Annotated in this window: 15 protein-coding genes; 2 read left to right on the plus strand and 13 right to left on the minus strand. The window is 59.6% G+C overall.

The window, feature by feature from the left end; all coding sequences use genetic code 11:
• Positions 1-359: 359 nt before the first annotated feature.
• The 10 genes from K5Y30_RS08770 to K5Y30_RS08815 all read right to left on the minus strand — a co-directional run bounded on the left by K5Y30_RS08770 (position 360) and on the right by K5Y30_RS08815 (position 20,225).
• Complete coding sequence (locus K5Y30_RS08770) at positions 360-1,763, minus strand: efflux transporter outer membrane subunit (protein WP_222211039.1); 1,404 nt, start codon at positions 1,761-1,763, stop codon at positions 360-362.
• Positions 1,764-4,868, minus strand: a complete 3,105-nt coding sequence (locus K5Y30_RS08775; protein WP_222211041.1) for an efflux RND transporter permease subunit — start codon at positions 4,866-4,868, stop codon at positions 1,764-1,766.
• Positions 4,865-8,017, minus strand: a complete 3,153-nt coding sequence (locus K5Y30_RS08780; protein ID WP_222211043.1) for an MdtB/MuxB family multidrug efflux RND transporter permease subunit — start codon at positions 8,015-8,017, stop codon at positions 4,865-4,867. Before K5Y30_RS08780 ends, K5Y30_RS08775 begins: the two co-directional genes overlap by 4 nt.
• On the minus strand, positions 8,014-9,261 hold the full coding sequence (locus K5Y30_RS08785) for an MdtA/MuxA family multidrug efflux RND transporter periplasmic adaptor subunit (RefSeq protein WP_222211045.1): 1,248 nt from the start codon (positions 9,259-9,261) through the stop codon (positions 8,014-8,016). The genes K5Y30_RS08780 and K5Y30_RS08785 overlap by 4 nt, the downstream gene beginning before the upstream one ends.
• Before the next feature lie 142 nt (positions 9,262-9,403).
• Positions 9,404-10,804 (minus strand): efflux transporter outer membrane subunit, encoded by a 1,401-nt coding sequence (locus K5Y30_RS08790; RefSeq protein WP_222211047.1) that lies wholly within the window; start codon positions 10,802-10,804, stop codon positions 9,404-9,406.
• On the minus strand, positions 10,791-13,928 hold the full coding sequence (locus K5Y30_RS08795; RefSeq protein ID WP_222211049.1) for an efflux RND transporter permease subunit: 3,138 nt from the start codon (positions 13,926-13,928) through the stop codon (positions 10,791-10,793). Before K5Y30_RS08795 ends, K5Y30_RS08790 begins: the two co-directional genes overlap by 14 nt.
• A 9-nt stretch (positions 13,929-13,937) precedes the next feature.
• Positions 13,938-15,074, minus strand: coding sequence for an efflux RND transporter periplasmic adaptor subunit (locus K5Y30_RS08800; protein ID WP_222211051.1), 1,137 nt, complete (start codon positions 15,072-15,074; stop codon positions 13,938-13,940).
• Positions 15,075-15,365: 291 nt separating this feature from the next.
• Positions 15,366-15,554 carry a hypothetical protein gene (locus K5Y30_RS08805; protein WP_061719884.1) on the minus strand — a complete coding sequence of 63 codons (189 nt, stop codon included), beginning with the start codon at positions 15,552-15,554 and terminating at the stop codon, positions 15,366-15,368.
• Between the two features lie 405 nt (positions 15,555-15,959).
• Positions 15,960-17,690, minus strand: a complete 1,731-nt coding sequence (locus K5Y30_RS08810) for a penicillin-binding transpeptidase domain-containing protein (protein WP_101761978.1) — start codon at positions 17,688-17,690, stop codon at positions 15,960-15,962.
• 273 nt (positions 17,691-17,963) lie between these two features.
• Complete coding sequence (locus tag K5Y30_RS08815; protein WP_222211053.1) at positions 17,964-20,225, minus strand: molybdopterin-dependent oxidoreductase; 2,262 nt, start codon at positions 20,223-20,225, stop codon at positions 17,964-17,966.
• A gap of 196 nt (positions 20,226-20,421) precedes the next feature.
• Between K5Y30_RS08815 and galR the strand changes: the two genes are divergently transcribed.
• The gene (galR, locus tag K5Y30_RS08820; protein ID WP_036649453.1) at positions 20,422-21,423 is read left to right on the plus strand and encodes an HTH-type transcriptional regulator GalR; all 1,002 of its coding nucleotides are present in this window, start codon (positions 20,422-20,424) and stop codon (positions 21,421-21,423) included.
• 151 nt (positions 21,424-21,574) lie between these two features.
• On the opposite strand, the gene K5Y30_RS08825 is transcribed toward galR, so the two are convergent.
• Positions 21,575-22,024 (minus strand): GNAT family N-acetyltransferase, encoded by a 450-nt coding sequence (locus K5Y30_RS08825; protein ID WP_222211055.1) that lies wholly within the window; start codon positions 22,022-22,024, stop codon positions 21,575-21,577.
• Positions 22,024-23,277, minus strand: a complete 1,254-nt coding sequence (gene lysA / locus K5Y30_RS08830) for a diaminopimelate decarboxylase (protein ID WP_222211057.1) — start codon at positions 23,275-23,277, stop codon at positions 22,024-22,026. The genes K5Y30_RS08825 and lysA overlap by 1 nt, the downstream gene beginning before the upstream one ends.
• A 110-nt stretch (positions 23,278-23,387) precedes the next feature.
• Here lysA and K5Y30_RS08835 point away from each other — a divergent pair, with 110 nt between their 5' ends.
• Complete coding sequence (locus K5Y30_RS08835) at positions 23,388-24,308, plus strand: LysR family transcriptional regulator (protein ID WP_222211059.1); 921 nt, start codon at positions 23,388-23,390, stop codon at positions 24,306-24,308.
• Here the strand turns inward: K5Y30_RS08835 and K5Y30_RS08840 are convergent.
• Entirely contained in the window at positions 24,305-25,468 is a 1,164-nt protein-coding gene (locus tag K5Y30_RS08840) for an MFS transporter (protein WP_101761973.1), read from the minus strand. The two genes, K5Y30_RS08835 and K5Y30_RS08840, sit on opposite strands and share 4 nt — an antisense overlap.
• Positions 25,469-25,543: the final 75 nt, after the last annotated feature.

A 25,543-nucleotide genomic window follows, 5' to 3' on the forward strand; every position in this document is an offset into this window, starting at 1 on the left:
TTAAGCCAACGATGAGTGCGCAGGCCGGGGCCACTTGTGGTCCGGCCTGCTCCGAAGCTTCAGCGAGTGCTGCTAAAAAGGGCTCATTTGCCAGAGGCGCTGGCGCGTCAGCTGCGGCAAAGGGCCATTCGCAGAGCTGAGGCTTTTACGTTGGGCCAGGAGCCTCACGCAGGGATGCGTGAGGCAGTTCGGGGCGGCCAGGACGGCCGATCCACGAACGATCCGTTGGCACGACGTGGAAGCCGAAGGCACCGCGTTAGCGGCGCGAGGACGGCCCGTGACGCAGCAGATGTGTCAGAGCCCGCACCAAAAATGCTTTCTTAACTAACAAGCATTACGCCATTCATGGCGACCTGGTTTTACCGCGTATCCGCCTGCCAGCCACCGCCCAGCGCGGCGATCAGGCCGACGCTGCTGACCCACTGCGTGCTCTGCAGCGACAGCAAACTCTGCTGCGCGCTCAGGCTGCTGTTTTCGGTGGTGGCGACGTCGAGATAGTCGATCATTCCGGCGTCATACTGATTGCGCGTTACGCGCGCCGATTCCTGCGCCGCGTCGGTGGCGCGCTGCTGTGCAGCGATTTCGCCCTGCAAAGTATTCAGCTGCACCAGATAATCTTCCACTTCGCCCATGCCGGTCAGCACCGACTGGCGATAGCTGGCAACGCTGGCATCATAGGCGGCGCGTGCCTGTTCGACTTTCGCTGAGGTGGCGCCGAAATCTAACAGCGTACCGCTCAGCTCCGGCCCCAAAGACCAGACGCGATTGGGCAGCGAGAACAAACTGTTGATCGCCGATGAACTCACGCCGCCGCTGGCGCTCAGCGTCAAATCGGGATAGTAGCCGGCAATCGCCACGCCGACCGCCGCATTCGCCGCCGCCACGTTGCGCTCGGCGTAGGCGATATCGGGACGGCGCTGCAACAGCTGCGACGGCACGCTGTTCGGGATCGCGGGCAGCGCGGCCTCCAGCTTCGCCACCGGCAAGGAGAAATCCGCCGGTGCGCGGCCCAGCAGCAGCGCAATGGCGTGCTCCATCTGCGCACGCTGCCACTGGTAATCCTGCGCCGAGGCGCGGGCGCTCTCCAGCTGCATCTGCGCCTGCGCTAAGGTGGCGCGTGATTCGCTGCCCGCCGCGTATTTGTTTTCAATCACCGTCAGATAGCGTTGATAGGCCGCGATACTGCGCTGATAGAGCGCGATTTTCTCGTCGATGATGCGCAGCTGGAAATAGTCCTGCGCCAGTTCGGACTGCGCGCTCAAGGTGATATTCGCCAGCTCGGCTTTGCTGGCTTCGGCGCTGGCATGGTTCTCCTCCAGCGTGCGCCGCAGTTTGCCCCACACATCCAGCTCCCAGCTGGCGCTGAGATCGGCGGCATGGCTGTTGCTGACGCTGCGTTGTCCGGTGGCGCTGGCGCGGCTGCCGCTGCGCGTGCTGCTGGCGTCGTAGCTTACCGACGGCAACAACTCCGCGCGTGATTGCCCCGCCAGCGCCTGCGCTTCGCGGTACTGCGCGGCGTAGCTGGCAACGTTCTGGTTGGAGATGCGCACCTGCTTCAGCAGGCTATCCAGCGTGGCATCGTGATACACCAGCCACCATTCACCTTTGCTGTTTGCATCCTGCGGCGTCGCCTGCGTCCAGCCTTTGGCTTCTTTGAAATGGGTCGGCATCGCCGTGCTCGGGCGCTGATAATCGGGGCCAACCGCGCAGCCTGCCAGCAGCATCACGGTGAGCAACGGCGTAATTTTCAGGGACATTTTCATCTATCGGGATTCCACATGACGCAACCGCAGCCACTGACGTTGCGTGGCGCGGCTCAAACGATCGAGCCAGAGATAAACCACCGGCGTAGTAAACAGCGTCAGCAACTGGCTCAGCGCCAAACCACCGGCAATCGCCAGCCCGAGCGGGCTACGTAAGTCGGCATCGCCGCCGCTGCCCAGCGCCAGCGGCAGCGCGCCAAAGAACGCCGCCAGCGTGGTCATCATGATCGGCCGGAAACGCATCAAACAGGCTTGGGTGATCGCCTGCTGCGGCGTCATGCCTTTGCTGCGTTCGGCGTGAATCGCAAAGTCGATCATCATGATGGCGTTCTTTTTCACGATACCAATCAGCAGGATGATGCCGATCAGCGCGATCACCGTCAGCTGCGTGTTGGTCAGCAGCAGCAACAGCAGCGCGCCCACGCCCGCCGACGGCAGCGTTGAGAGAATGGTGATCGGATGGATGTAACTCTCATACAGCACGCCGAGCACGATATACACCGCCGCCAGCGCCGCGATAATCAGCCACGGCATGGTGGCGGTAAGCTGGGCGAATGCGGCGGCGGTGCCGGCAAAACCGGCCTGAATGCTGGAGGGTAAACCGAGCTGCGCCATCGCCTGCTTAATCAGCGCCTGCGCCTGCTCCAGCGACACGCCGTCGTTAAGATTAAACGCCACGGTGCTGGTGGCGGATTGGCCCTGATGCGCCACCGACAGCGGCGCGTTGCCGCCTTTGAAGCTAGCGAACGCGGCGAGCGGCACGCGATCGCCGCTGTCATTAATCACATACAACTGCTGCAGAATCGCCGGATCGCGCGTGTAGCTATCCTGCAGCGACATCACCACATGATACTGATTGAGCGTGTGATAGAGCGTGGCGACCTGGCGCTGGCTGAAGGCGTTATTTAGCATGGTGTCGAGCATCTGCACGTTAACGCCAAGCCGTTGGGCGCGGTCGCGATCGATGTTGATCACCACTTCCTGACCGCCGGTTTGCGCATCAGAATCGACGCTATTCAGCTGCGGGATCGCCGCCAGCGCCGCCTGCACTTTGGGCGTCCACTCACGCAGCAGATCGAGATCGTCGGCCTGCAAGCTGTATTGATAGGTGGCGTTGGCGCTACGTCCACCGATGTGCAGATCCTGCGCCGCCATCAGGAACATCTGCGCGCCAGCGATATGGCTGGTTTTCATACTCAGGCGGTTCGCCACTTCGGTGGCGGTGGCATCGCGCTTGTCAAAATCCTTCAGGCGCACAAAGAAGTTGGCGCTGTTGCGCGAGCCGAACATGCCGCTGCCCATCGACGACATCACGCTCTCTACCGCCGGATCCGACTGGATGATGTGGGTGAACTGCAGCATTTTCGGCTTCATCGCCTGGAAGGAGATGTTCTGATCGGCGCGCAGCGCGCCCATCAGCAGGCCGGTATCCTGATTGGGGAAGAAGCCTTTCTGCACCACGGAAAACAGGAACAGGTTGAGCAGCACGGTCAGCACCAGACTAAACATCGTCAGCTTTTGGTGCGCCATCACCCAGGTTAACCCGCGCGAATAAGCCGCCAGCAACGCGTTAAGTTGGTTTTCGATAAACTGATACAGCGGATGCGGGCGTTGAGTGACTTTGGGTTTCGGCTTCAGCAGGCGCGCGCACAGCATCGGCGTCAGGCTCAGCGAGACAAACATCGAAATCAGCAGCGATACCGTCAGCGTGACGGCAAATTCGCGGAACAAGCGTCCGACGATGCTGCCCATCAGCAAAATCGGGATGAACACCGCAATCAGCGACATGGTCATCGACAGCACGGTAAAACTCACTTCCTGCGCGCCACGCAGCGCCGCACGCAGCGGACTGAGCCCTTCTTCGATATGGCGCGTGATATTTTCCAGCACCACAATCGCGTCATCGACGACAAAGCCGGTGGCGATAATCAGCGCCATCAGCGACAGGTTATCGAGGCTGTAACCCAGCAGATACATCACCGCGCAGGTGCCAATCAGCGAGACCGGCAGCGCCAGCGCCGGGATAATCACCGCCTGCACGTTGCGCAGAAACACAAACACCACAGCGATCACCAGCAGCATCGCCACCAGCAGCGTCTCTTCGGTGTCATACAGCGAGGCGCGCACCGTCGGCGAGCGATCCACCACCACTTTCAGTTGCGTATCGGCGGGCAGATTTTTTTCCAGCGCCGGCAGCTGCGCTTTGATGGCATCAATGGTGTCGAGCATGTTGGCACCGGCCTGGCGCTTAATGCCCACCATCACCGATGGCATGGCATTGAGGAAACCGGCCTGATACTGATCTTCAACCGAGTCATACACGGTGGCGACATCATGCAGCCGCACCGCTTTGCCCCCTTGATACGTAACGATCAGATCCTGATACTGCGCGGCTTTATCCAGCTGGCCGTTGCTGTCCACCCCCCATGACTGGCTGCTGCCCTGCAAAATCCCTTTCGGCTTATTGCTGGTGCTGTTGGCGATGGCGCTGCGCACCGTATCCAGCGAAATGCCATACTGCGTCAGCTTCAGCGGCTGCAGATCGATGCGCACCGCCGGTAAGGCGCTGCCCATCAGCGACACTTCGCCCACGCCTTTCACCTGGCCCATCGCCTGCTCGATTTTGCTTTCGGCCAGATCGTAGAGTTCGCCCGGCGTGCGCGTGGCGGACGTCAGCGCCAGCATCACAATCGGCGCATCCGATGGATTGGCTTTGCGATAGGTCGGCAGCGACTCCATGGCGCTCGGCAGCAAACTGCGTGCGGCGTTGATCGCCGCCTGCACGTCACGCGCCGCGCCGTTGATGTCGCGATCGAGATCAAACTGCAAAATCACGCTGGTCGATCCCTGCGAACTGGTCGAGGTCATCTCGGTGACGCCGGCAATCTGCCCCAGCGAACGCTCCAGCGGCGTAGCGACGGTGGCTGCCATGGTTTCCGGGCTGGCACCGGCCAGGCTGGCGCTCACCATAATGGTAGGGAAATCCACCTGCGGCAGCGGCGCCACCGGCAGCAGCCGATAGCCCAACGCGCCCAGCAGCAGGATCGCCAGCGTCAGCAGTAACGTGGCAACCGGGCGGAAGATAAACAGTCGGGTGAGGTTCATCGCTCGCCCCGCGCCTGCTGCTGCTTGCGCTGCATGTAGCGCTTGCCGCGCTGCGCGATGCCATCAAACCACAGGTAAATCACCGGCGTGGAGAACAGCGTCAGCACCTGGCTGACAATCAAACCGCCAACAATCACCAGACCGAGCGGCTGCCGCAGCTCGGCACCGGAGCCGGACGCCAGCATCAGCGGCAGCGCACCGAGCAGCGCCGCCATGGTGGTCATCAGAATCGGGCGGAAGCGCAGCAAACAGGCCTGATGAATCGCGTCCCGCGCGCTCATGTGCTGCTTGTTTTCCGCCTCCAGCGCGAAGTCGATCATCATAATCGCGTTCTTCTTGACGATACCGATCAGCAGAATCACGCCAATCAGCGCGATCAGGCTGAATTCGCTGCCCGCCAGCAGCAGCGTCAACAGCGCGCCGACCGCCGCCGACGGCAGCGTCGAGAGAATGGTCACCGGATGGATAAAGCTCTCATAGAGAATGCCGAGCACCACGTACATGGTGATTAATGCCGCCAGAATCAGCCACAGCGTGTTGCCGGTGGCGCTTTGGAATGCCGAGGTTTCGCCCTGATAACGCAAGGTGATGCTCGACGGCAAATTGAGCTGCTGCGTTACTGTGGCAATCGCCTTCTGCCCATCTTCCAGCGAATAGCCTTTATTGAGATTGAACGACACCATCACCGCCGGGAACTGATTGAGGCGCATGTGCATCAGCGAACCGGTGCGCTGGTGAATGGTGGCGATGGACGTGAGCTTCACCATGCCGGTGGTGGTTGTGGTGGTGTCATCCGTGGTGGAAGCGCTGCTGCTCGCGCTGGTCACCGGCAAATAGACATCATCAAACGAAGCGGGCGATTGCTGATACTGCGGCGCCACTTCCAGCACCACGCGATACTGATTGGCCTGGGTAAAGATGGTGGAGACCAGACGCTGACCGAAGCTGTTGTACAACGCGGTATCGACGTCGGCGGCGGTAATGCCGTAGCGCGCCGCTTTATCGCGGTTCAGCTCGACGTAAGCCACGCGGCCCTGATCCTGCAGGTTACTCACCACGCCGTTAAACTCCGGATGCTGCTGCAAGGCGGCGACCATCTTTGGCGTCCAGCGCACCAGGTTTTCGCTGTCGGCATCATCCAGCGTAAATTGATACTGGCTCGGCGACACCTGATCGTTAACGGTCAAATCCTGCGCCGGTTGCAGATAGAGCTGAATGCCCGCCACCTGCTGCGCCGCCTGTTGCAGCTGTTTGATCACCACGTCGGCTTTGTCGTCGCGCTGGTCAAACGACTTGAGGTTGATCTGGATACGCCCGCTATTCAGGCTGGTGTTGCTGCCATCAATGCCGATGGTTGAGGACAAACTCTCCACCGACGGATTTTGCAGAATCACTTTCGCCAGCGCCTGCTGCCGCTTCGACATCTCGCTAAACGACACATCCTGCGACGCCACGGTGACGCCCTGAATCAGCCCGGTATCCTGCGTCGGGAAGAAGCCTTTCGGGATGGCGATATACAGCAGCGCGGTGAGCGCAAAGGTCGCCAGCGCCACCAGCAACGTCAGCTTCTGATGGTTCAGCACCACCGTCAGCATGCGGTCGTAGCCGCGCACCAGCTTGTCGAACAGTTCGCCGCCTTTACGCGAGAAGCGCGACTGTTTTTCTGGCGGAATGTGCTGCAACAGATAGGCGCACAGCATTGGCGTTAGGGTTAGTGACACCACCATCGACACCAGAATCGACACCGCCAGCGTGATGGCAAATTCGCGGAACAACCGCCCAACCACGTCGCCCATAAACAGCAGCGGGATCAGCACGGCAATCAGTGAGAAGGTCAGCGAGATGATGGTGAAGCCAATCTGCTGCGAGCCTTTCAGCGCCGCCTGCATCGGCGTTTCGCCCTCTTCCAGCCGCCGTGAAATGTTCTCCACCACCACAATCGCATCGTCGATAACGAAGCCGGTGGCGATGGTCAGCGCCATCAGCGACAGATTATTCAGGCTGAAGTCGGCCAGATACATCACGCCGAAGGTGCCAATCAGCGACAGCGGCACCGCCACGCTGGGAATCAGCGTCGCCGCCACGTTGCGCAGGAACAGAAACGTCACCATCACCACCAGCGCCACCGACAGCATCAGCTCAAACTGCACGTCGCTGATGGAGGCGCGAATGGTTTGCGTGCGATCCGACAAGATGCTCATCTTCACGCCGTCCGGCAGCGCCGCCTGCAGCTTCGGCAGCTGCGCTTTGATGCTGTCCACCACCTGAATCACGTTGGCGCCCGGCTGGCGCTGCACGCTGATCACAATCGCCGGACTGTTGTTGGCCCACGCCGACTGGAAGCTGTTCTCCGGTCCCTGTTCGATATGCGCGATATCTTTTAGCCGCAGCGCCGCACCGTTTTGGTAAGTGATGATCAAATTGCCGTACTCATCGGCGGTGCGCAGCTGATCGTTGGCGTCGATGGTCACCGAGTGATATTTGCCGTCGAAGCCGCCTTTCGAGCCGTTCACGTTGCTGTTGCCGATCAGCGTGTTGACGTCCTCCAGCGACAGCTGGTGCGCCGCCAGCGCTTTCGGGTCCATCTGCACGCGAATCGCCGGTTGATGGCCGCCCGCCAGCGTCACCATGCCGACGCCGTTAATCTGCGACAGCTTGAGCGCCACGCGTGTGTTCACCAGATCCTGCACCTGCGTCAGCGGCAGCGTGTCGGAACTTACCGCCAGCGTAATCACGGCGGTATCGGCTGGGTTAACCTTTTTATAGGTCGGCGGATTGGGCAGATCGCTCGGCAGCAAGTTATTGGCAGCATTGATCGCCGCCTGCACTTCCTGCTCGGCGACATCCAGCGACAGATCGAGGCTGAACTTCAGCGTGACGATCGACGATCCGCTTGAACTGGTCGACGTCATCTGGCTCAGCCCGGCCATTTGACCGAGCTGGCGCTCCAGCGGCGAGGTGACAGAAGACGCCATCACATCCGGGCTGGCACCGGGATAGAGCGTGGTGACCTGAATGGTTGGGTAATCCACCTGCGGCAGCGCCGAGGTGGAGAGAAAACGGTAGGAGAAGATCCCGGCGATCAGCACGCCGACCATCAGCAAAATGGTGGCGACCGGACGCTGGATAAACAGGCGAGACGGATTCATTTGGCCTCGGCGGTCGCGGTGGTTTTACTCTCATCCGCCAGCTGCACTTTGCTGCCGTTGGTCAGGCGATCGATGCCTTCGGTGACCAGACGATCGCCCGGTTCCACCCCGTTGAGAATCGCCTGCTGATCTTCACCAAACGTTGGCCCGGTGGTGACCGCTTTACGCGTCACGGTGTTGTCTTGGTTGATGACAAACACGAAGCTGCCGTCGCTGCTCAGCTGCAGCGCCTGCGCCGGGATCACCGTGACATTTTTCAGGATGTTGGTTTGCAGCCGCAGATTGACGAACTGGTTAGCGAACAGCGATTCGTCTTCATTTGGGAAGGTGGCTTTCAGCTCAATGGTGCCGGTCGCGGTATCGATCTGGTTGCTGATGAACTTCACCTCGCCCTGCGCCAGCGCGCGGCTGTTGTCCTGATCAAAGGCGGTGGCGGGCAGACTTTGCCCGCCGTGCAGCGCGTTGGTCAGCTGCGGAATGTTGCCCTGCGGCACGCTAAAGGTCACGGCGGCGGGCTGCATCTGCGTCACCACCACGATGCCAGTGGTATCGGTGGTTTGCACCATATTGCCGGGATCGACCAGACGCAAACCGACGCGTCCGCTGATTGGCGAGGTGATGCGCGCATACTCGATATCCAGTTTGGCGCTGGCGATCTGCGCTTCATCAGCGGCGACCGCGCCTTTGTACTGGCCAACGGTGGCGGTTTGGGTATCGAGATCCTGGCGCGACAGCGAATCCTGCGCCGCCAGTTTCTGATAACGCACCAGCGTTAACTGCGCGCTCTTCAGCAACGCCTGGTTCTGATTGAGATCGCCCTGATACTGCGCCAGCGTGGCCTGATAGCTGCGCGGATCGATCTGCGCCAGCAGCTGGCCGGCGCTGACTTTCTGCCCTTCGGTGAAGAACACTTTTTCCAGCTGTCCGGCGACGCGGCTGGTGACGGTGACGCTGGCGTTAGGGATCACCGTGCCGAGCGCGTTGAGGTATTCCGGCACATCCGCGCAGCTGGCGACGCCGCTGTGCACCAGCGTAGCACCGCCCATCATCGTCGCCATGCCCGGCGGGCCGCCCGCGCCACCGCGATGACCGCCGCGTGCGCCCGGCGGCTTTCCGCCGCCCGGCATGCCGCCATGACCGCCGACCACGCGCCAGATCACGCCCGCCACAATCAATAGCACAAGCAACAACAGGAGCCATTTCAGCCAGCGAGAAAACGGGGAGCGGGAAGCGTTGTTAGTCATCAGGATCTTCAGGTTAGCCAGAAAACGGAAAATCCCCTGTAAAACAGGGGACTATTTCAAGGGGAAATCATCACTACGCGCATTATCGGTTGAATGCCCGCGCGAATTCCATACGCGAACCGTAAGGGTTTCGTTAAGGTGATTAAGATTTCCAGCCGCCGCCTAACGCCTTGTACAGGGTGATTTTCTGGCTCAATTGCCCCAAATGCGCACTGATCAGCGACTGCTGCGCACTGTAAAGCGATCGCTGGGCCACTAACACATTGAGATAATTGTCGACGCCTTGCTTGAAGCGCAATGTGGAGTAATCGTAGTCGCGCTGATTGGCGCCAACCTCCTGTTGCAGCGCCGTCAGCTGATCCTGCCAGGTATCCTGACCGGCCAGCGCATCGTTCACCTCTTTAAACGCGGTCTGGATCGCCTTCTCATAGTCAGCAATATCAATGCGTTTCTCGATATGCGCGATATTCAGGTTGGCCTGGTTTTTACCACCGTCAAAAATCGGCAGGTTAATCGATGGCATGAATGACCATGCGCCGGTGCCGCCGCCCAGCAGGCTGCCAAGCGAGCTGCTGGTGGAGCCGCCGGACGCGGTCAGCGTGATGCTCGGTAAGAAGGCGGCACGCGCCGCGCCGATATTGGCATTGGCCGCCTTCAGCGTGTGCTCCGCCGCCATGATATCCGGGCGACGCGTCAGCAGATCCGACGGTAAGCCAGCGGGCGTGGCCGGGAACTGCCAGTTGGCGTCCAGCGTGGCGTGCGACAGCAGCGTGGCGGGCAGATCGGTGCCGACCAGCAAGCGCAGCGCATCCACATCCTGGCGCACCTGCCGCGTGTAACTCGCCACGTCCGCCTGCGCCGCCCGCACCGTGCTTTCGGCCTGCGCCAGATCCTGATCGCTGCTGGCACCGCCGTCGTAGCTGAGCTTGGTCAGGCGATACGATTCCTGCTGGCTTTGCGCGGTGTGTTGCGCCAGATGCAGCAGATCGTTATCCGAACTCAGCGTCAGCCACGCCGTCGCCACTTCAGCGATCAGTGAAATGCGCGTGGCGCGTTCGGTGGCGGCGCTCGACAGATAGGTTTCCTGCGCCTGATCGCTCAGGCTTTGCATGCGGCCGAAGAAATCCAGCTCCCACGAGGTGACGCTCAAGCCGCTGTTCAGCTCGTGATAGGTCACCGCGCCGCTGGTTTTGGTGTTGTAGAGATTGGCCGGTTCATGCGCCGAAGTCTGGCTGGCCGTGGCGTTGATCGACGGCATCAGCGCCGCGCGCTGCACCGTGACGCCCTGCTGCGCCTCTTGCACGTTCAGCGCCGCCACGCGCAGGTCGCGGTTGTTATCGAGCGACAGCTGGATCAGGTTGCGCAGCGTGGCATCGGTGAAGAAGTTCTGCCACGGCAAATCGGCGACGTTGCCGACGGGCGTCGCCTGATCGTATTTAACGTCCACCGGCAGTGCCGGGCGCTGATAGTGCGGTGCCAGCGTACAACCGGCCAATGCCAGCGCGAGCGGCAACAGCGCCAGACGGAAATTATTCATGTTCATTTTTAACCCCCTCTGCGGATGTTTGTTTTTTACGCGCAAAGAATTGCGAAACCACCACGTAGAACATCGGCACAAAGAAGATGGCGAGGAAAGTCGCGGTGATCATACCGCCCGCCACCGCCGTACCAATCGAGTGCTGGCTGCCTGCGCCCGCACCGTTGGAGATGGTCAGCGGCAGCACGCCGAGAATAAACGCCATTGAGGTCATGATAATCGGACGGATACGCAGCCGCGCCGCTTCTACCGCCGCTTCCACCAGCGTTTTGCCCTCGCGCTCATGCAGCTCTTTGGCGAATTCGACGATCAGGATGGCGTTTTTCGCCGCCAGCCCCACGGTGGTCAGCAGGCCAACCTGGAAGAAAACATCGTTCTGCAGGCCGCGCAGCAGCACCGCGCTAATGGTGCCGAGGATGCCGAGCGGCACCACCATGATCACCGAGAACGGAATCGACCAGCTCTCGTACAGCGCCGCCAGACACAGGAACACCACCAGAATCGAGATCAGATACAACTGCGTGGTTTGGCTGCCGGATGCCTGCTCCTCATACGAAATGCCGTACCACTGCACGCGGAAACCGTGCGGCAGCTGCTTCGCCAGCTGCTCCACCGCCTTCATCGCTTCACCGGTACTCTGGCCCGGCGCGGGCGATCCGAGGATCTCCTCAGCGGTTAAGCCGTTAAAGCGTTCAAAGTGCGGCGAGCCGTACACCCATTTGCCCGAGGCGAAGGCGGAGAATGGCACCATGGTGCCGCTGCTGTTGCGGAAGTACCATTTGTCGAGATCCGACGGTGTGACGCGCGAGTCCGCTTTACCCATCAGATAGACCTCTTTCACGCGGCCGTTATACATGAACTGATCGATGTAGCTGGAGCCCCACGCCACCGACAAAGTGTTGTTGATGTCGGTCATGCTCAGGCCGAGCGCGCTGGCCTTCTCATCATTGATCTCCAGCTGATACTGCGGCTCATCTTCCAGCCCGTTAAGACGGACCTGCGCCAGATGTGGATCGTTGTTCGCCAACGTAATCAACTGATGCGCGGCATCCATCATCTGCTGATGGCTGTGCGCGCCGGTATCCTGCAGATAGAGATCGAAACCGGTGGCGTTGCCCAGCTCCATCACCGCCGGCGGCACCATGGCGAAGATTTTGGCGTTCTGGTAGTTGGCGAAGTGCGCCATCACGCGGTTCGCCAGGTCCTGCACGCTTTGCCCGCTGTGCGTGCGGTCGCCCCAATCTTTCAGGCGCACAAAAGCCATGGCGTTGCTCTGGCCGCGACCGGCAAAGTTAAAGCCCGCCACGCCAAAGGTGGTGGTCACCACCGACGCTTCGTTCTGTTGCAGATAGGCGTTGAGATCGTTGATCACCTGCTGAGTGCGCTGCGATGACGAGTTCACCGGCAGCGTGATCTGCACCATCATCAAGCCCTGATCTTCACCCGGCAGGAAGGTGGTTGGTACGCGGGTGAACAAAAAGCCCGTCACGCCGACGATCACCAGATAGATCACCAGGAACAGGCCGCGACGGGAAATCACTTTGCTGACGCCGTGGGTGTAGTGCATCGCCCCGCTGTCGAACTTGCGATTAAACCAACCGGCGAATCCGGTGGTTTTATGCTCCGCCGCCGCCGGTTTCAGCAAGGTGGCGCATAGCGCAGGCGTGAAGATCAGCGCCATGATCACCGACAGCGCCATCGCCGAGACGATGGTGACCGAGAACTGGCGGTAAATGACACCGGTCGATCCGGAGAAGAACGCCATCGGCAGCAGCACTGCCGACAGCACCAGCGCAATGCCAAACAGCGCGCCCTGAATCTGCTGCATCGATTTAATGGTGGCGGCTTTCGGGTCGAGCTGCTCTTCGTGCATTACGCGCTCAACGTTCTCCACCACCACAATGGCGTCATCCACCAGCAGCCCGATGGCCAGCACCATACCGAACATGGTGAGGGTGTTAATGCTGTAACCAAACGCCGACAGAATGCCGAAGGTGCCCAGCAGCACCACCGGCACCACCAGCGTGGTGATCAGCGTGGCGCGCAGGTTTTGCAGGAAGATCAGCATCACGAAGAACACCAGCACCACCGCTTCGATCAGCGTTTTCACCACCTCTTCAATCGAGGCGCTGACCACCGGCGAGGTGTCGTACGGATACTGAATCTCGACGTTATCCGGCAGCGAATCTTTCAGGTCGGCGATGGTTTGGCGCACCGCCTTGGCGGTATCCAGTTCATTGGCACCGGTTGCCAGACGCAACGCGATACCGGCGGCCGGTTTGCCGTTCATGGTGGCATCGATGCCGTAGCTTTGCGGCCCGAGCGCGACGCTGGCCACATCTTTCAGCCGCACCTGCGAGCCGTCGCTGTTCACCTTCAGCAGCACATTCTCAAACTGCTGCACGGTGGTGAAACGGGTTTTGCCGAGGATCGTCGCCTGGGTTTTTGCGCCCTGAATGGTCGGCAAACCGCCCAGTGAACCGGACGACACCTGCACGTTCTGGTTATCAATCGCCGTGGTAACATCGCTCGGCATCAGGTTGTATTTGTACAATTTGGCCGGATCGAGCCAGATGCGCATCGCGTATTCGGATCCCAGCACCATGAAGTCGCCGACGCCCGGCGTACGCGAGATCGGATCTTCCAGTTTCGACACCAGCAGGTCGGCCAGATCGCCGTTAGTCAGCTTGCCGTCTTTGGCGATCAGCCCGATGACCATCATGAAGTTTTTCTGGTACTTACGGATGCGGATACCTTGCTGCGTGACATCGGTGGGCAGCTGCGACTCCGCTAGCGACACGCGATCCTGCACCTGAACCTGGGCGATATCGGGATTGATGCCCTGATTAAAGGTGGCGATGATCTGCGCGCTGCCGTCCGAGGCGCTGCTCGACTCCAGATAACGCAAACCATCCAGGCCATTCAACTGCTGCTCAATGACCTGCACCACGGTGTTTTGCGTGGTTTCGGCGCTGGCACCAGGATAGGTTACCGAGATGGAGACCGCTGGCGCGGAGATATTGGGATATTGATTGACCGGCAAACTGATGGCGGCAATCGCGCCGACCAGCATCACGATAATGGCGATAACCCAGGCGAAGATTGGACGTTCTATAAAAAACTTCGACATGCCGCCCCCTTATTGCGCCGCTGCGTCAGTCATCGAAAGACTCACCGCATTGGCGGATGGCGTGTCGTTGGTGTTGGCGGCGGTGGTGGTCACTTTCACCCCGCTGCGCACGCTTTGCAGGTTGTTCACCACCACGTTTTCCCCTTGCTGCAAGCCCGAGGTCACCAGCCATTCTCCTTTAATCATCTCGCCGGTGTGGATACTGCGCTGCTCGATGGTGTTGTCGCTTTTCACCACAAAGACATACGGCTGACCTTTGGTGTCATGCATGATCGACTCTTGCGGCAGCAGAATGCCTTGCTGCTGAATGCCCTGCGGGAAGCTGGCATGCACGTACATGCCAGGCAGCAGTTCGTTATTCGGGTTCGGGAATACCGCGCGCAGCACCACGGTGCCGGTGGCGGTATCGACGTTCACTTCCGAGAACGCCAGCTTGCCCTGCTCGGCGTACTGGCTGTTATCTTCCAGCGACAAGACCACGGCGGCGGTGTTGTCAGCCACTTTGGCTATTTTGCCGTCGGCCAGCGCGCGGCGCAGGCGCAGCAGATCGGTGGAGGATTCGCTGACATCGACATAGATCGGATCAAGCTGAGTGATGGTGGCGAGATAATCGGTTTGCCCGTTGGTGACCAGCGCACCGGCGGTGTACAGCGAGCGGCTAATGTGGCCGGAGATCGGTGCTTTCACCAGCGTGTAGTCGAGATTCACTTTGGCGGTTTCCACATCGGCCTGCGCTTCACGCGCGGCGGCGACCGCATCATCGTAGGTTTGCTGGCTGATGGCGTGCGCGTTGGCCAGCGGCTGATAGCGCTTCACCACCATCGCATCGTTCTGCCAGGTCGCCATCGCTTTGTCGTAGGCCGCTTTATAGGTGGCAGGATCGATTTGATACAGCGGCTGGCCGGCTTTCACTTCACCGCCCTCGGTAAACAGGATTTTTTCAATTACGCCGCTCACCTGCGGACGCACCTGCGCAGTTCTCACCGCCGTGGTGCGGCCTGGCAATTGGCTGACAAGCGTAACGGGTTGCGCTTTCAGGTTGAAAGCCCCCACTTGCGGGGTGGCGGATGCGGCGGGCTTTGCTCCGCCCTGGTCACAGGCTGCCAGTAAAAACACCACGCTGGCAGAAAGAAGTTTCAGGCGCATAGTTGTTCTCTAAAAGATAGGAGGGGAATAGTCACGAAGGTAATGACTCAAAAAGCCATTGTAGGGAGGCGGGTTAAGCGGGGTTGTTAAGGTTGCGTAAAATATATTTTCCAAAGGAAAATGGTAAACCTTTCGTGCCATAAATGGTTGGGATTTTTAGCGTTTTGCGGGTTTTGATGGCGATTCCGTCCGTGCATATCGCACCCGTAGGGTCGCCATTCATGGTGACCGTTCCGAAGGCCGCACAGTACGGCCATTGGCAAGGTCGTCATGAATGACGACCCTACGGGGTTAACCTTTGGGTTCGATGCCGCGACGGCGCAGCTCGCGGCGCGCCAGCTCTTTTAACCAGCACGACAGCGTGACGTTGTCGTCGTCGGTCACACTGCGCAGCTGCTCGTGCAGCTCCGGGTGAATACGTAACTGAAACGCCGAAGAACGGCCCTCGCCTTTTGGCGTGCGGTCTTTGGTTTTTGGCATCGCGGGTTGGCCTCAACGAGTCGCAATAAAAAATCGCCCCTTAAAGCGCTACCAACACCGTAAGGGGCTAGCGAACCGCCATGGAATGCGACATCGCGGTGCGTTACCTACAGGTTACACAACCCGATATTTTTATGTTGCCGGGGAAGTGTTAAGACTCAGACAAGAGGTGTGAGCGAGTTCGCACGGTAGTAAATTACAGGCAAAAAAAACCCACGCATCTGCGTGGGTCGGTGTAATAACAGGGTACTGCCAAAGCAGCTTGTTTCACACCCATCAATACCTCTGGGATGTCCATACTCGCACCGATGAGCCGATGAAAGACAGGTGCAAAAAGCAACGGTGTTTGGGGAAGTGAAACGAGGTGTGAATATTCTCCACACCTCACTTACACTTTTGATTTAACTAAGATTTGTCTGAGGAAGGTTTACTGTAGATTGCATCCGGTGCCACGTTCATGTGCTTGAGGACCGGGCCCATGATGTTGCCGAAGATCGGTGCCGCCACCGAGCCACCAAAGTGATCGCCAGCGGTGGGATGGTTGATCATCACTACCAGCGCCACTTCCGGATGGCTGGCGGGCGCGATGCCGGCGGTGTAGTTGATATAACCGCCATCGTACTTGCCGCTGGTGCCCATCTTCTCTGCGGTACCGGTTTTGGTCGCCAGACGATAACCCGGCACCGCCGCTCTCACCCCGGTGCCGCCCGGCAGTACGTCGCTCTCCAGCATATGCACCACGGTTTGCACCACCTGCGGATTCGCCACCTGTTTGCCTAACACCGGCGGCGTTACCTTGGTGATCGACAGCGGACGATAGACGCCGTACGAACCGAGCGTGGCGTATTCACGCGCAATCTGCAGCGGCGTGACGCGCAGGCCGTAGCCAAAGGCAAAGGTGGCGCGTTCGATATCGGCCCAGCGCTCGCGGTGCAGCGGGAAGTACCCCACGCTCTCACCGGTCAATCCCAGCCCGGTAGGTTTACCCAAGCCAAATGCCTGATAGGTATTAACCAGCGCTTCAGCGGGCATCGCCAGCGCAATGTGCGAGACGCCGATGTCACTCGATTTCTGCAAAATGCCGGTCATGGTGAGGCGCGGCCAGTGACCAACGTCGCGAATTAAGTGGCCGTTGACGCTGTACGGCGTGGTATCGATCACCGAATCGGCGCGCACCAGATGGCGCTCCAGCCCTTCCATCACCACCAGCGGTTTCACCGTGGAGCCGGGTTCGTAGCTGTCGTTGATCGCCGAGTTACGCATCTGCGCCGGCGTGGCGTTTTCGTAATTGTTCGGGTTGAACGACGGATAAGAGGCCATTGCCAGGATTTCGCCAGTATCGATTTTCACCAATACCGCCGCGCCCGAATCCGCTTTGTTAAGCAGCACGCCGTCGCGCAGCTTGCTATAGAGCGTGAATTGGTCGAATTTGTCGATGCTGAGCTGCACGGTTGGCGGCTGCTGTGGCGGCTGGTAATCGATCATCGCAATGATGTTGCCTTCACCGTCCTGACGATAAACCTCTTTGCCCGGATCGCCCTGCAGCACATGGTCGAAGCCCTTCTCGATGCCGTTCAGACCGTTGCTGTCGGCCCCCACGATACCAATCAGCGGCGCAGCCGCTTCACTCATCGGATAGAAGCGGCTGTCGTTATATACCGAGCTGATGCCTTTCAGTTTCAGCTCGGCGATATCTTTGGCGATGCCGAGTTCGATTTTGCGGCCCAGATAGAGGAAGCGTTTTTTCGGGTTGGCGGTGATGGCCGCGCGCAGATCTTCCGGACGCTGATTGAGCGCGGCCGCCAGATAAGCCCATTTGGCGCTGGTGAAATCGGGATTCGCCTCCAGCACGCGCATTGGATCGGCGATGATGTCACGTGCCGGAACGCTCAGCGCTAACGCCTGGCCGTCGCGATCCAGCAAGGTGCCACGGTTAGTTGGCAACGTTACGGTACGCAGCGAGCGCTGATCGGCTTCGTGCTCCAGCATCGGATGCTTGATCAGCTGCAGGTCACCAACGCAAATCAGCAACAGCACCAAACAGCAGAAAACGCCAAGGCAGATCAGGCGAAAACGAAACGGGTTAAAGGGCGCTTTTATCTGGTCTTTTCCCAGAAATTTTTTTATTTGAGGCATGGCAATCCGCTGCTGTAAGTGAATCTGAAGCTTATTGCTTGCAGTTATAAAGAAACGTAAAGCGAGTTGACAGGAAAACTGTGTTTCGATTCGTTAAGCAAAAAAAAACCTGCGCATCTGCGCAGGTCGGTGTAATCAAGAAAACTTTTTGATGTTCACCCATCAATACCTCTGGGACCCTGACTGTAGCAAGGTGGCACGCTGGGAAACCATCGCCTAAACGCAACAGTTACCGGCAAAATGTAACCAGCGATGAGATTATTCGTTGCCCATTCACATCAGATGTTTTTTGATTTCCACCAGGCAACTCATGGCGTTAGGGCCCTGCGTTAACGACGAGGTGCCGATATCCAATGTCAGGACATTCGGGTTGCCGGCGTGATCCCACGGCTGCCAGGCGCGACCAAATCCAGGATCGAACCAGGCGCCGGTGGCGATGATCACCACGCCCGGCGTTAAGCCGTCGGTCAGGCGCACCCCGGCCAGCATGCGCCCGCGCGCGTTGCTCACCTCAATCTCATCGCCATCCTGAATATCACGCGCTGCCGCATCCTGCGGATGCATATACAGCGTCTCATGTCCGGCGGTTTTGTTGCCTTGCACCGTGGCGGTGGCGTCCATCTGGCTGTGCAGACGATCGGATGGCTGAATCGAGATCATATGCAGCGGGAACTGTGAACTGAGCGGCGCGCCCAGCCACTCTTGCGGCTCGCGCCACTCGGGATGTCCGGCGAAATCTTCCAGCTGATAATCGGCAATAGTTTGGCAGAACAGCTCAATCTTGCCGCTGGCGGTTTGAATTGGATGCGTTTCTGGGTTAGCGCGGAAATCATCCATAAACACGAACGGCTTGCCGCCTTCGGGAATCTCGACAAAACCGCGCTCCCAGAATTCCCCGAACTCCGGGAACGGAATATCACGGCGCGCATGCGCTACCGCGCACTGCTGATACAGATGCTCGATCCACTGCATCTCATTGCGCCCTTCGGTGAACACATCACGATAGCCGAGGCGATCGGCGATATCAGCGAAGATGTCGAAATCATTGCGCGCCTGATGCTGCGGCTTGATGGCCTGATGCATCGCCAGCACGAAGCGATCGCGCGACGATCCGCCGATGTCGTTGCGCTCCAGCGTGGTGGTGGCGGGCAACACGATATCCGCCATCTGCGCCGCCGGCGTCCAGACGATATCCTGCACAATCACAGTATCCGGGCGCTGCCAGCCTTCCACCAGACGATTGAGCTGCTGATGATGATGGAACGGATTGCCGCCCGCCCAGTGCACCAAATGGATATCCGGATAGTGCTGGGTTTCACCCTGGAATGCGTACGGCTGGCCGGGATTGAGCAGCATGTCGCTGATGCGCGCCACCGGAATCGACAAATTGCCCGGATTCGGGCCGGTGCTCATCATGGGTGCCGGGCCATCCTGACGCGGATTGCCGACGCTGTTCATCGAGCCATGACCAAAGGAGAAACCGCCGCCCGGCAAGCCCGGCTGACCGAGCATTGACGACAGCGCAATCATCATCCAGTACGGCTGCTCGCCGCGATGGGCGCGCTGTACCGAATAGGAGCAGGTAATAAAGCTGCGTTTGCCGATCAGCTGCTGCGCCAGCAAAGCAATGCGCGCCGCCGGAATGCCGGTAATGCTGCTGGCCCACTCAGGCGTTTTGGCGATGCCATCGCTTTCACCGAGCAGATAGCCGCGCAGCTGCGGCCAGCCGGTACAGTGGCTGGCGAGGAAGCTTTCATCCAGCGCGTTATGCCTGGTGATTTCAAAACCCAGCGCCAGCATCAGCGCCACGTCGGTGTTCGGGCGAATCGGAATCCACTCGGCATTGACGAACGCCGGGCAGTCATCGCGCATTGGGCTGATGTTAATGATTGGCGTGCCTTTGGCGCTGAGCTGCTCCAGCGCCGGTTTCAGGCTGTGCTGCCCTGCGCCGCCGGACGCCACCTGCGCGTTTTTCAGCGCCAGGCCGCCGAAGGCGATAAAGATGTCGGCGTGCTGCACCACTTCCGGCCAGTCGGTGACGCGGCCGGTGAGCGGCATGTAGGTGCCAATCACGTACGGCAGGAAGAACTGCGCCGCGCCCCAGCTGTAGTTACCTTGCTGATCGACGCCGCCGCCGCCCTGAAAATAGAAGCGACGGATCAGCGTGCGCGCGTGGTTGACGCGTCCCGCCGATGACCAGCCGTAAGAGCCGTTGAAAATGCCCGCTGCGCCGTAGCGATCGCGCACGCGGCGATTCTCTTCCGCCACTAAATCCAGCGCGGTATCCCAATCCACCGCCACGAAGTCTTCCCGACCGCGCAAGGTGCGATCGCTGTTCTCGCGCGACTTCAACCATGAACGGCGCACCATCGGCTGGCGAATACGCTTATCCGAATAGACCAGTTCAGGAATGGTGTTAAGCATCGGCGAGGGATCGGCATCGGCGAAGAAGGGTTCACAGCCAATCAGGCGATCGTTTTCGGTGACGGCAGTGAATGCGCCCCAGTGCGCCAGGTGTGGCACGCGAGTTTTCATGGTTTTTGGTCCGGCAGGCAGGTGTGATTATGTCTGGCAGCATAACATGAGCCTGTAACCGAGCTAAAGTGCGGCTGTGAGCGCCTGATTTTCCGTGCTTTTGCGACAGCGCTGGCATTCTGCCGGGTTGCTACAGGGTGGGTTTTCCGTAACACTGGTGGCATGTGTAAACGTTTTCCCGGATGTCGATAATCGCATGGCTACCATTAAGGATGTTGCCCGTATGGCTGGGGTGTCGGTTGCGACCGTCTCCCGCGTCATCAATAATTCGCCCAAAGCCAGCGAGAGTTCTCGCCTCGCCGTTACGGCGGCAATGGAGCAGTTGCAGTATCACCCGAACGCCAACGCACGCGCCCTGGCGCAGCAATCCACCGAAACCCTGGGTTTAGTGGTGGGCGATGTTTCCGACCCGTTTTTTGGCGCGATGGTCAAAGCGGTGGATGAAGTTGCGGGCCAGACCGGCAACTTTTTGCTGATTGGTAACGGTTACCACAATGAGCAAAAAGAGCGTCAGGCGATTGAGCAACTGATGCGCCATCGCTGCGCCGCCTTAGTGGTGCACGCCAAGAAAATCCCCGATGACGATTTAGAGATGCTGATGAAGCAGGTGCCGGGCATGGTGCTGCTGAATCGCCTGCTGAAAGGCTTTGAACATCGCTGCATCGCGCTGGATGACCGCTACGGCGCGTGGCTGGCAACGCGCCATCTGATTCAGCAAGGCCACACGCAAATCGCCTTTATTTGCTCCACTCACACCATTTCCGATGCCGAAGATCGTCTGCAAGGCTATTACGACGCGCTGAAAGAGCACGGTTTGCCGTGTAACGACCGTTTGGTGGCGTGGGGCGAACCGGACGAAGTGGGCGGCGAACAGGCGATGACCGAATTGATGGGACGCGGCAAGCAGTTCACGGCGGTGGCCTGCTACAACGATTCGATGGCCGCCGGTGCGCTGGCGGTGCTGAGTGACAACGGCATTCGCGTGCCGGAAGAGATGTCGCTGATTGGCTTCGATGATGTGTTGGTGTCGCGCTATGTGCGCCCGCGTTTGACGACGGTGCGTTATCCGATTGTCACGATGGCGCAACAGGCGGCGCAACTGGCGCTGGCGTTAGCCAATGGCAGCGAGATGCCGGAAGTGACCAATATGTTTAGCCCCACGCTGGTAAGACGGCATTCGGTGAGTGGGCCGGGTTAAATCCTGGTGCGCGCTTTCCCTCACCCTAACCCTCTCCCGCAAGCGGGAGAGGGAATGATTAGGTGGAGTGAACCTCGGATTTACAGCTTGCTCGGGCTGCTCCTTCTCCCGCTTGCGGGAGAAGGCTGGGATGAGGGACAACGCGCACCCATCACAAATCCCGCGAATACACCTTCACCCGCACATCCGGGAACTCCAGCGCGTCGCATTGATACTGCCAGCCAAAACGTTCGTAATAGCCGCCAAAGGTGGACCATAACCACAGCTTGTCATGACCGCGCTGCTGCGCGAAATCGACCACATGCTGCTGCAGCGCTTTGCTCAATCCCTTGCCGCGCGCGGACTCCTCAACAAACAGCGCCGCCACCCACGGCGTGAGATCCTGACGGCTGATCAAATCGCAGCGCCAGAATCCCACCGTGCCGAGCGGTATGTCGCCGTCGAGCGCCACAAAGGTCACCGGAAAGTCGGTGCCGTTGAGGCTGCTGCGCACAATGCTGTGGTAAAACTCACGCGACGTACCGTCACCAAACGCCTGCCACAGCCAGTCGGTGATCTGCGTGGCGTGATGCGGCACCTCGCTGAGCGCGACGATCTTCATCAAATCAGCTCCAGCGCCAGCAGCTCCTGAATGGTCTGCGCACGACGAATTTCACGCACTGCGCCATTCTCGAACAGCACTTCCGGAATCAGTGGACGGCTGTTGTAGTTCGACGACATCGATGCGCCGTACGCGCCGGTATCGTGGAACACCAGATAATCGCCGACCTGCGCCACAGGCAGCGCACGGGTTTCCACTTTGCCACCTTCGAGCTGCGTGAACACGTCGCCCGATTCACACAGCGGACCGGCCACTACGCTCTCCACGGTGGCGTCGCCCAGCGCGCGGCCATCGACCGGCAGCAGAGAAATGTGGTGATAGCTGCCGTACATTGACGGACGCATTAAATCGCTGAAACCGGCATCGACCAGCACAAAGTGACGGCTGCCCATCTCTTTTACCGCGCGTACCTGTGACACCAGCACACCCGATTCAGCAACCAGGAAGCGGCCTGGCTCAATCTCCAGTTTCACCGCATGACCGAGGTGCGCAGCGATACGCTCACGCGCGCCGTTCCACAAGCCGTAATAGTGCTGGGTATCAATGGCTTCCTCGTCAAAACGATACGGAATCGACAAACCGCCACCGGCAGAAATCGCTTCCAAATCCTGCCCAAACGCCACCACCTGATCGACCATCGCGTCACACACCTGCTGCAGATGGCCATAATCCACGCCGGAACCGATGTGCATATGCAGGCCGACCAGACGCAGGCCGTGCTGCTGAATCGCCGCCAGCGCCAGCGGCAGATCGCTGTGCCAGATGCCGTGTTTACTGTTCTCACCGCCGGTGTTGGTTTTCTGGCTGTGACCGTGACCAAAACCCGGATTGATGCGCAGCCACACCGCGTGGCCCGGTGACAGCTCGCCCAGTTGATGCAGCATATCCACCGAACCGGCATTGACCGGCACTTTCAGCTCGGCGATACGCGTCAGGGTTGGCTGATCAAACACATCGGCGGTGAAGACGATATCTTCGCCGCCCGGCTGATAACCGGCGGCAATAGCACGCTCGATTTCACCCAGCGACACCGAATCGACTTTGACACCCGCCGCACGCATCAGACGCAAAATGTGGATGTTGGAGCAGGCTTTTTGCGCAAAACGCACCACGTCGAAGGCGCCGAGCTGCGCAATGCGCTGCTGAATAATCGCCGCATCATAAGCCCAGAATGGGCCGGCATAACGCTGCGCCAGCGGCAGTAAGTTGGCGGCAGTTAACGCGGTTTCGGTGTTGTTGAGTGGGCGTGGCATGTCAATTCTCCTGTGTCATTGAGGCTATTTAGCCACAGCGCATCAATTCAGAAAAATATCTGTTTTAGCGACGTCTATACAAATATGATATGGGTTATCTGGAGGAGACAATGGCAAAAATTAACTGGCGACATATCGAAATTTTTCACGCGGTGATGACCAGCGGCAACCTGACGCAGGCCGCGACGCTGCTGCACACTTCGCAGCCTACGGTGAGCCGCGAACTGGCGCGCCTTGAGCAGCAGCTCGGCCTGCAGCTGTTCGAACGGGTGCGCGGCCGCCTGCAGCCCACGGTACAAGGCTTGCGGCTGTACGAAGAGGTGCAGCGCTCGTGGTACGGGCTAGATCGCATCATGGATGCCGCCGAAGGATTGCGTCAGTTTCGTCAGGGTGAATTGTCGATCGCCTGCCTGCCCGTGTTTTCGCAGTCGCTGTTGCCGCCGCTGCTGCAGCCCTTTCTTCAGCGCTATCCGCAGGTTAGCCTGAATATCATTCCGCAGGAGTCGCCGCTGCTGGAAGAGTGGCTGTCGGCACAGCGTTACGATCTCGGCCTGACCGAAACCCAACACGCACCGGCGGGCACCGAACGCTTGCCGCTGCTGACCTGTGACGAAGTGTGCGTGCTGCCGCCACAGCATCCGCTGTGTCAGCGCGAGGTGCTGACGCCGCAGGATTTCCATGGTGAAAACTACGTCAGCCTGTCGCGCAGCGATAGCTATCGCCAGCTGCTGGATTCCCTGTTTCATGAGCAGAATGTGGAGCGTCGTCTGGTGCTGGAGACGCACAGCGCGGCGTCAGTGTGCGCGATGGTGCGCGCGGGCGTGGGGATTTCGATTGTGAATCCGCTGACGGCGCTGGATTACGCCGACAGCGGTGTGGTGATGCGTCGCTTCAGTATTGCCGTGCCCTTCATCGTGAGTCTGGTGCGGCCGCAGCATCGACCGGCTTCGGCGCTGGTCGATCACTTCTGCGACCACCTGCAACGGCACGTGGCGGCGTTTCCACAACGTATTGCCGAGCGGCTGGCTTAAGCGTTGACCGCTTCGCCCTGCCCGCCCGCTTTGCGGAAGGTGATCAGGCAGATCACCAATCCGACCGCGGCCAGCGCAGCAGCGGCAACCGGCACCGACGTCAGGCCGTACCCTTTCTCGATCACCGCGCCACCGACCCACGCGCCGAGCGCATTGCCGACGTTGAAGGCGGAGATATTCAGCGTAGAGACCAGATTCGGCGCATCTTTGCCGTGGCGCACCACGTTAATCTGCAAGCCCGGCACGGTGGCGAAGGTCGCCATCGCCCACAGGAACAGCGTGATTTCCGCCAGCCACAGCGCATGGCTGGTCCAGCTGAACAGCAGCGAGAACACTGCAATCAGCACAAAGCTGAGGATCAGGCTGAACGACACTTTCCAGTCGGCCAGCTTGCCGCCGAGGATGTTGCCGACGGTCAGACCCGCGCCAATCAGGAACAGCGTCCAGCTAACACCTCGATCCGAGATACCGGTCACCTGCAACAGCAGCGGGGCAATGTAGCTAAACAGCGCAAACATCGCCGCCGCAAAGAATACCGTCATCAGCAGCGACAGCCACAGTTTGCCGTTGGCCAGCGCGCTGATTTCACTTGCCAGATGCACCGGCTTCTCTTCTTTGTTGGTCGGCAGGCTCACCATCAGCGCGATAAAGGCGAAGATGCCGATGATCGCCACGCCCCAGAAGGTGGCGCGCCAGCCAAACATCTGACCAAACCAGGTGCCGAGCGGCACGCCGAGCACGTTGGCCAGCGTCAAACCGGTGAACATCAGCGCCACGGCAGAAGCTTGTTTACCTGGTGCGACCAGGCTCGCCGCCACCACTGCACCGATGCCGAAGAACGCACCGTGACACAGCGCCGTCACCACACGCGCCAGCATCAGCAGGTTGTAGGTGTAGGCCAATGCACAGAGCACGTTACCGATGATGAAGATGATCATCAGCAGAATCAGAGTACGTTTACGCGGCAGTTTGGCGGTCAGCAACGCCATGATCGGCGCGCCAATAGCAACGCCCAGCGCGTAGCCGCTGATCAGCCATCCCGCAGAAGGAATGGTCACTTGCAGATCGCCCGCCACCTCGGGCAGCAATCCCATAATGACGAATTCCGTGGTGCCGATGGCGAACGCACTCAGCGCCAGCGCCAGTAATGCAACAGGCATAACACACTCTCCCAATAATTTTTTGCAGGCGGGCCGCACTGCGAACGCAGTACGGTGACAACAGACGCTTATTAA

This window comes from Pantoea sp. DY-5 (assembly GCF_019795955.1).
Taxonomy (GTDB): domain Bacteria; phylum Pseudomonadota; class Gammaproteobacteria; order Enterobacterales; family Enterobacteriaceae; genus Pantoea; species Pantoea leporis.

What these genes read in the sequence shown, in the direction of transcription:
- K5Y30_RS08835 (WP_222211059.1), top strand. Translation starts at nt 23,388, where the DNA reads ATGGCAAAAATTAACTGGCGACATATCGAAATTTTTCACGCGGTGATG.
- K5Y30_RS08815 (WP_222211053.1), bottom strand. Translation starts at nt 20,225, where the DNA reads ATGAAAACTCGCGTGCCACACCTGGCGCACTGGGGCGCATTCACTGCC.
- K5Y30_RS08825 (WP_222211055.1), bottom strand. Translation starts at nt 22,024, where the DNA reads ATGAAGATCGTCGCGCTCAGCGAGGTGCCGCATCACGCCACGCAGATC.
- K5Y30_RS08805 (WP_061719884.1), bottom strand. Translation starts at nt 15,554, where the DNA reads ATGCCAAAAACCAAAGACCGCACGCCAAAAGGCGAGGGCCGTTCTTCG.
- K5Y30_RS08775 (WP_222211041.1), bottom strand. Translation starts at nt 4,868, where the DNA reads ATGAACCTCACCCGACTGTTTATCTTCCGCCCGGTTGCCACGTTACTG.
- galR (WP_036649453.1), top strand. Translation starts at nt 20,422, where the DNA reads ATGGCTACCATTAAGGATGTTGCCCGTATGGCTGGGGTGTCGGTTGCG.
- K5Y30_RS08785 (WP_222211045.1), bottom strand. Translation starts at nt 9,261, where the DNA reads ATGACTAACAACGCTTCCCGCTCCCCGTTTTCTCGCTGGCTGAAATGG.
- K5Y30_RS08810 (WP_101761978.1), bottom strand. Translation starts at nt 17,690, where the DNA reads ATGCCTCAAATAAAAAAATTTCTGGGAAAAGACCAGATAAAAGCGCCC.
- K5Y30_RS08840 (WP_101761973.1), bottom strand. Translation starts at nt 25,468, where the DNA reads ATGCCTGTTGCATTACTGGCGCTGGCGCTGAGTGCGTTCGCCATCGGC.
- K5Y30_RS08780 (WP_222211043.1), bottom strand. Translation starts at nt 8,017, where the DNA reads ATGAATCCGTCTCGCCTGTTTATCCAGCGTCCGGTCGCCACCATTTTG.
- lysA (WP_222211057.1), bottom strand. Translation starts at nt 23,277, where the DNA reads ATGCCACGCCCACTCAACAACACCGAAACCGCGTTAACTGCCGCCAAC.
- K5Y30_RS08790 (WP_222211047.1), bottom strand. Translation starts at nt 10,804, where the DNA reads ATGAACATGAATAATTTCCGTCTGGCGCTGTTGCCGCTCGCGCTGGCA.
- K5Y30_RS08770 (WP_222211039.1), bottom strand. Translation starts at nt 1,763, where the DNA reads ATGAAAATGTCCCTGAAAATTACGCCGTTGCTCACCGTGATGCTGCTG.
- K5Y30_RS08795 (WP_222211049.1), bottom strand. Translation starts at nt 13,928, where the DNA reads ATGTCGAAGTTTTTTATAGAACGTCCAATCTTCGCCTGGGTTATCGCC.
- K5Y30_RS08800 (WP_222211051.1), bottom strand. Translation starts at nt 15,074, where the DNA reads ATGCGCCTGAAACTTCTTTCTGCCAGCGTGGTGTTTTTACTGGCAGCC.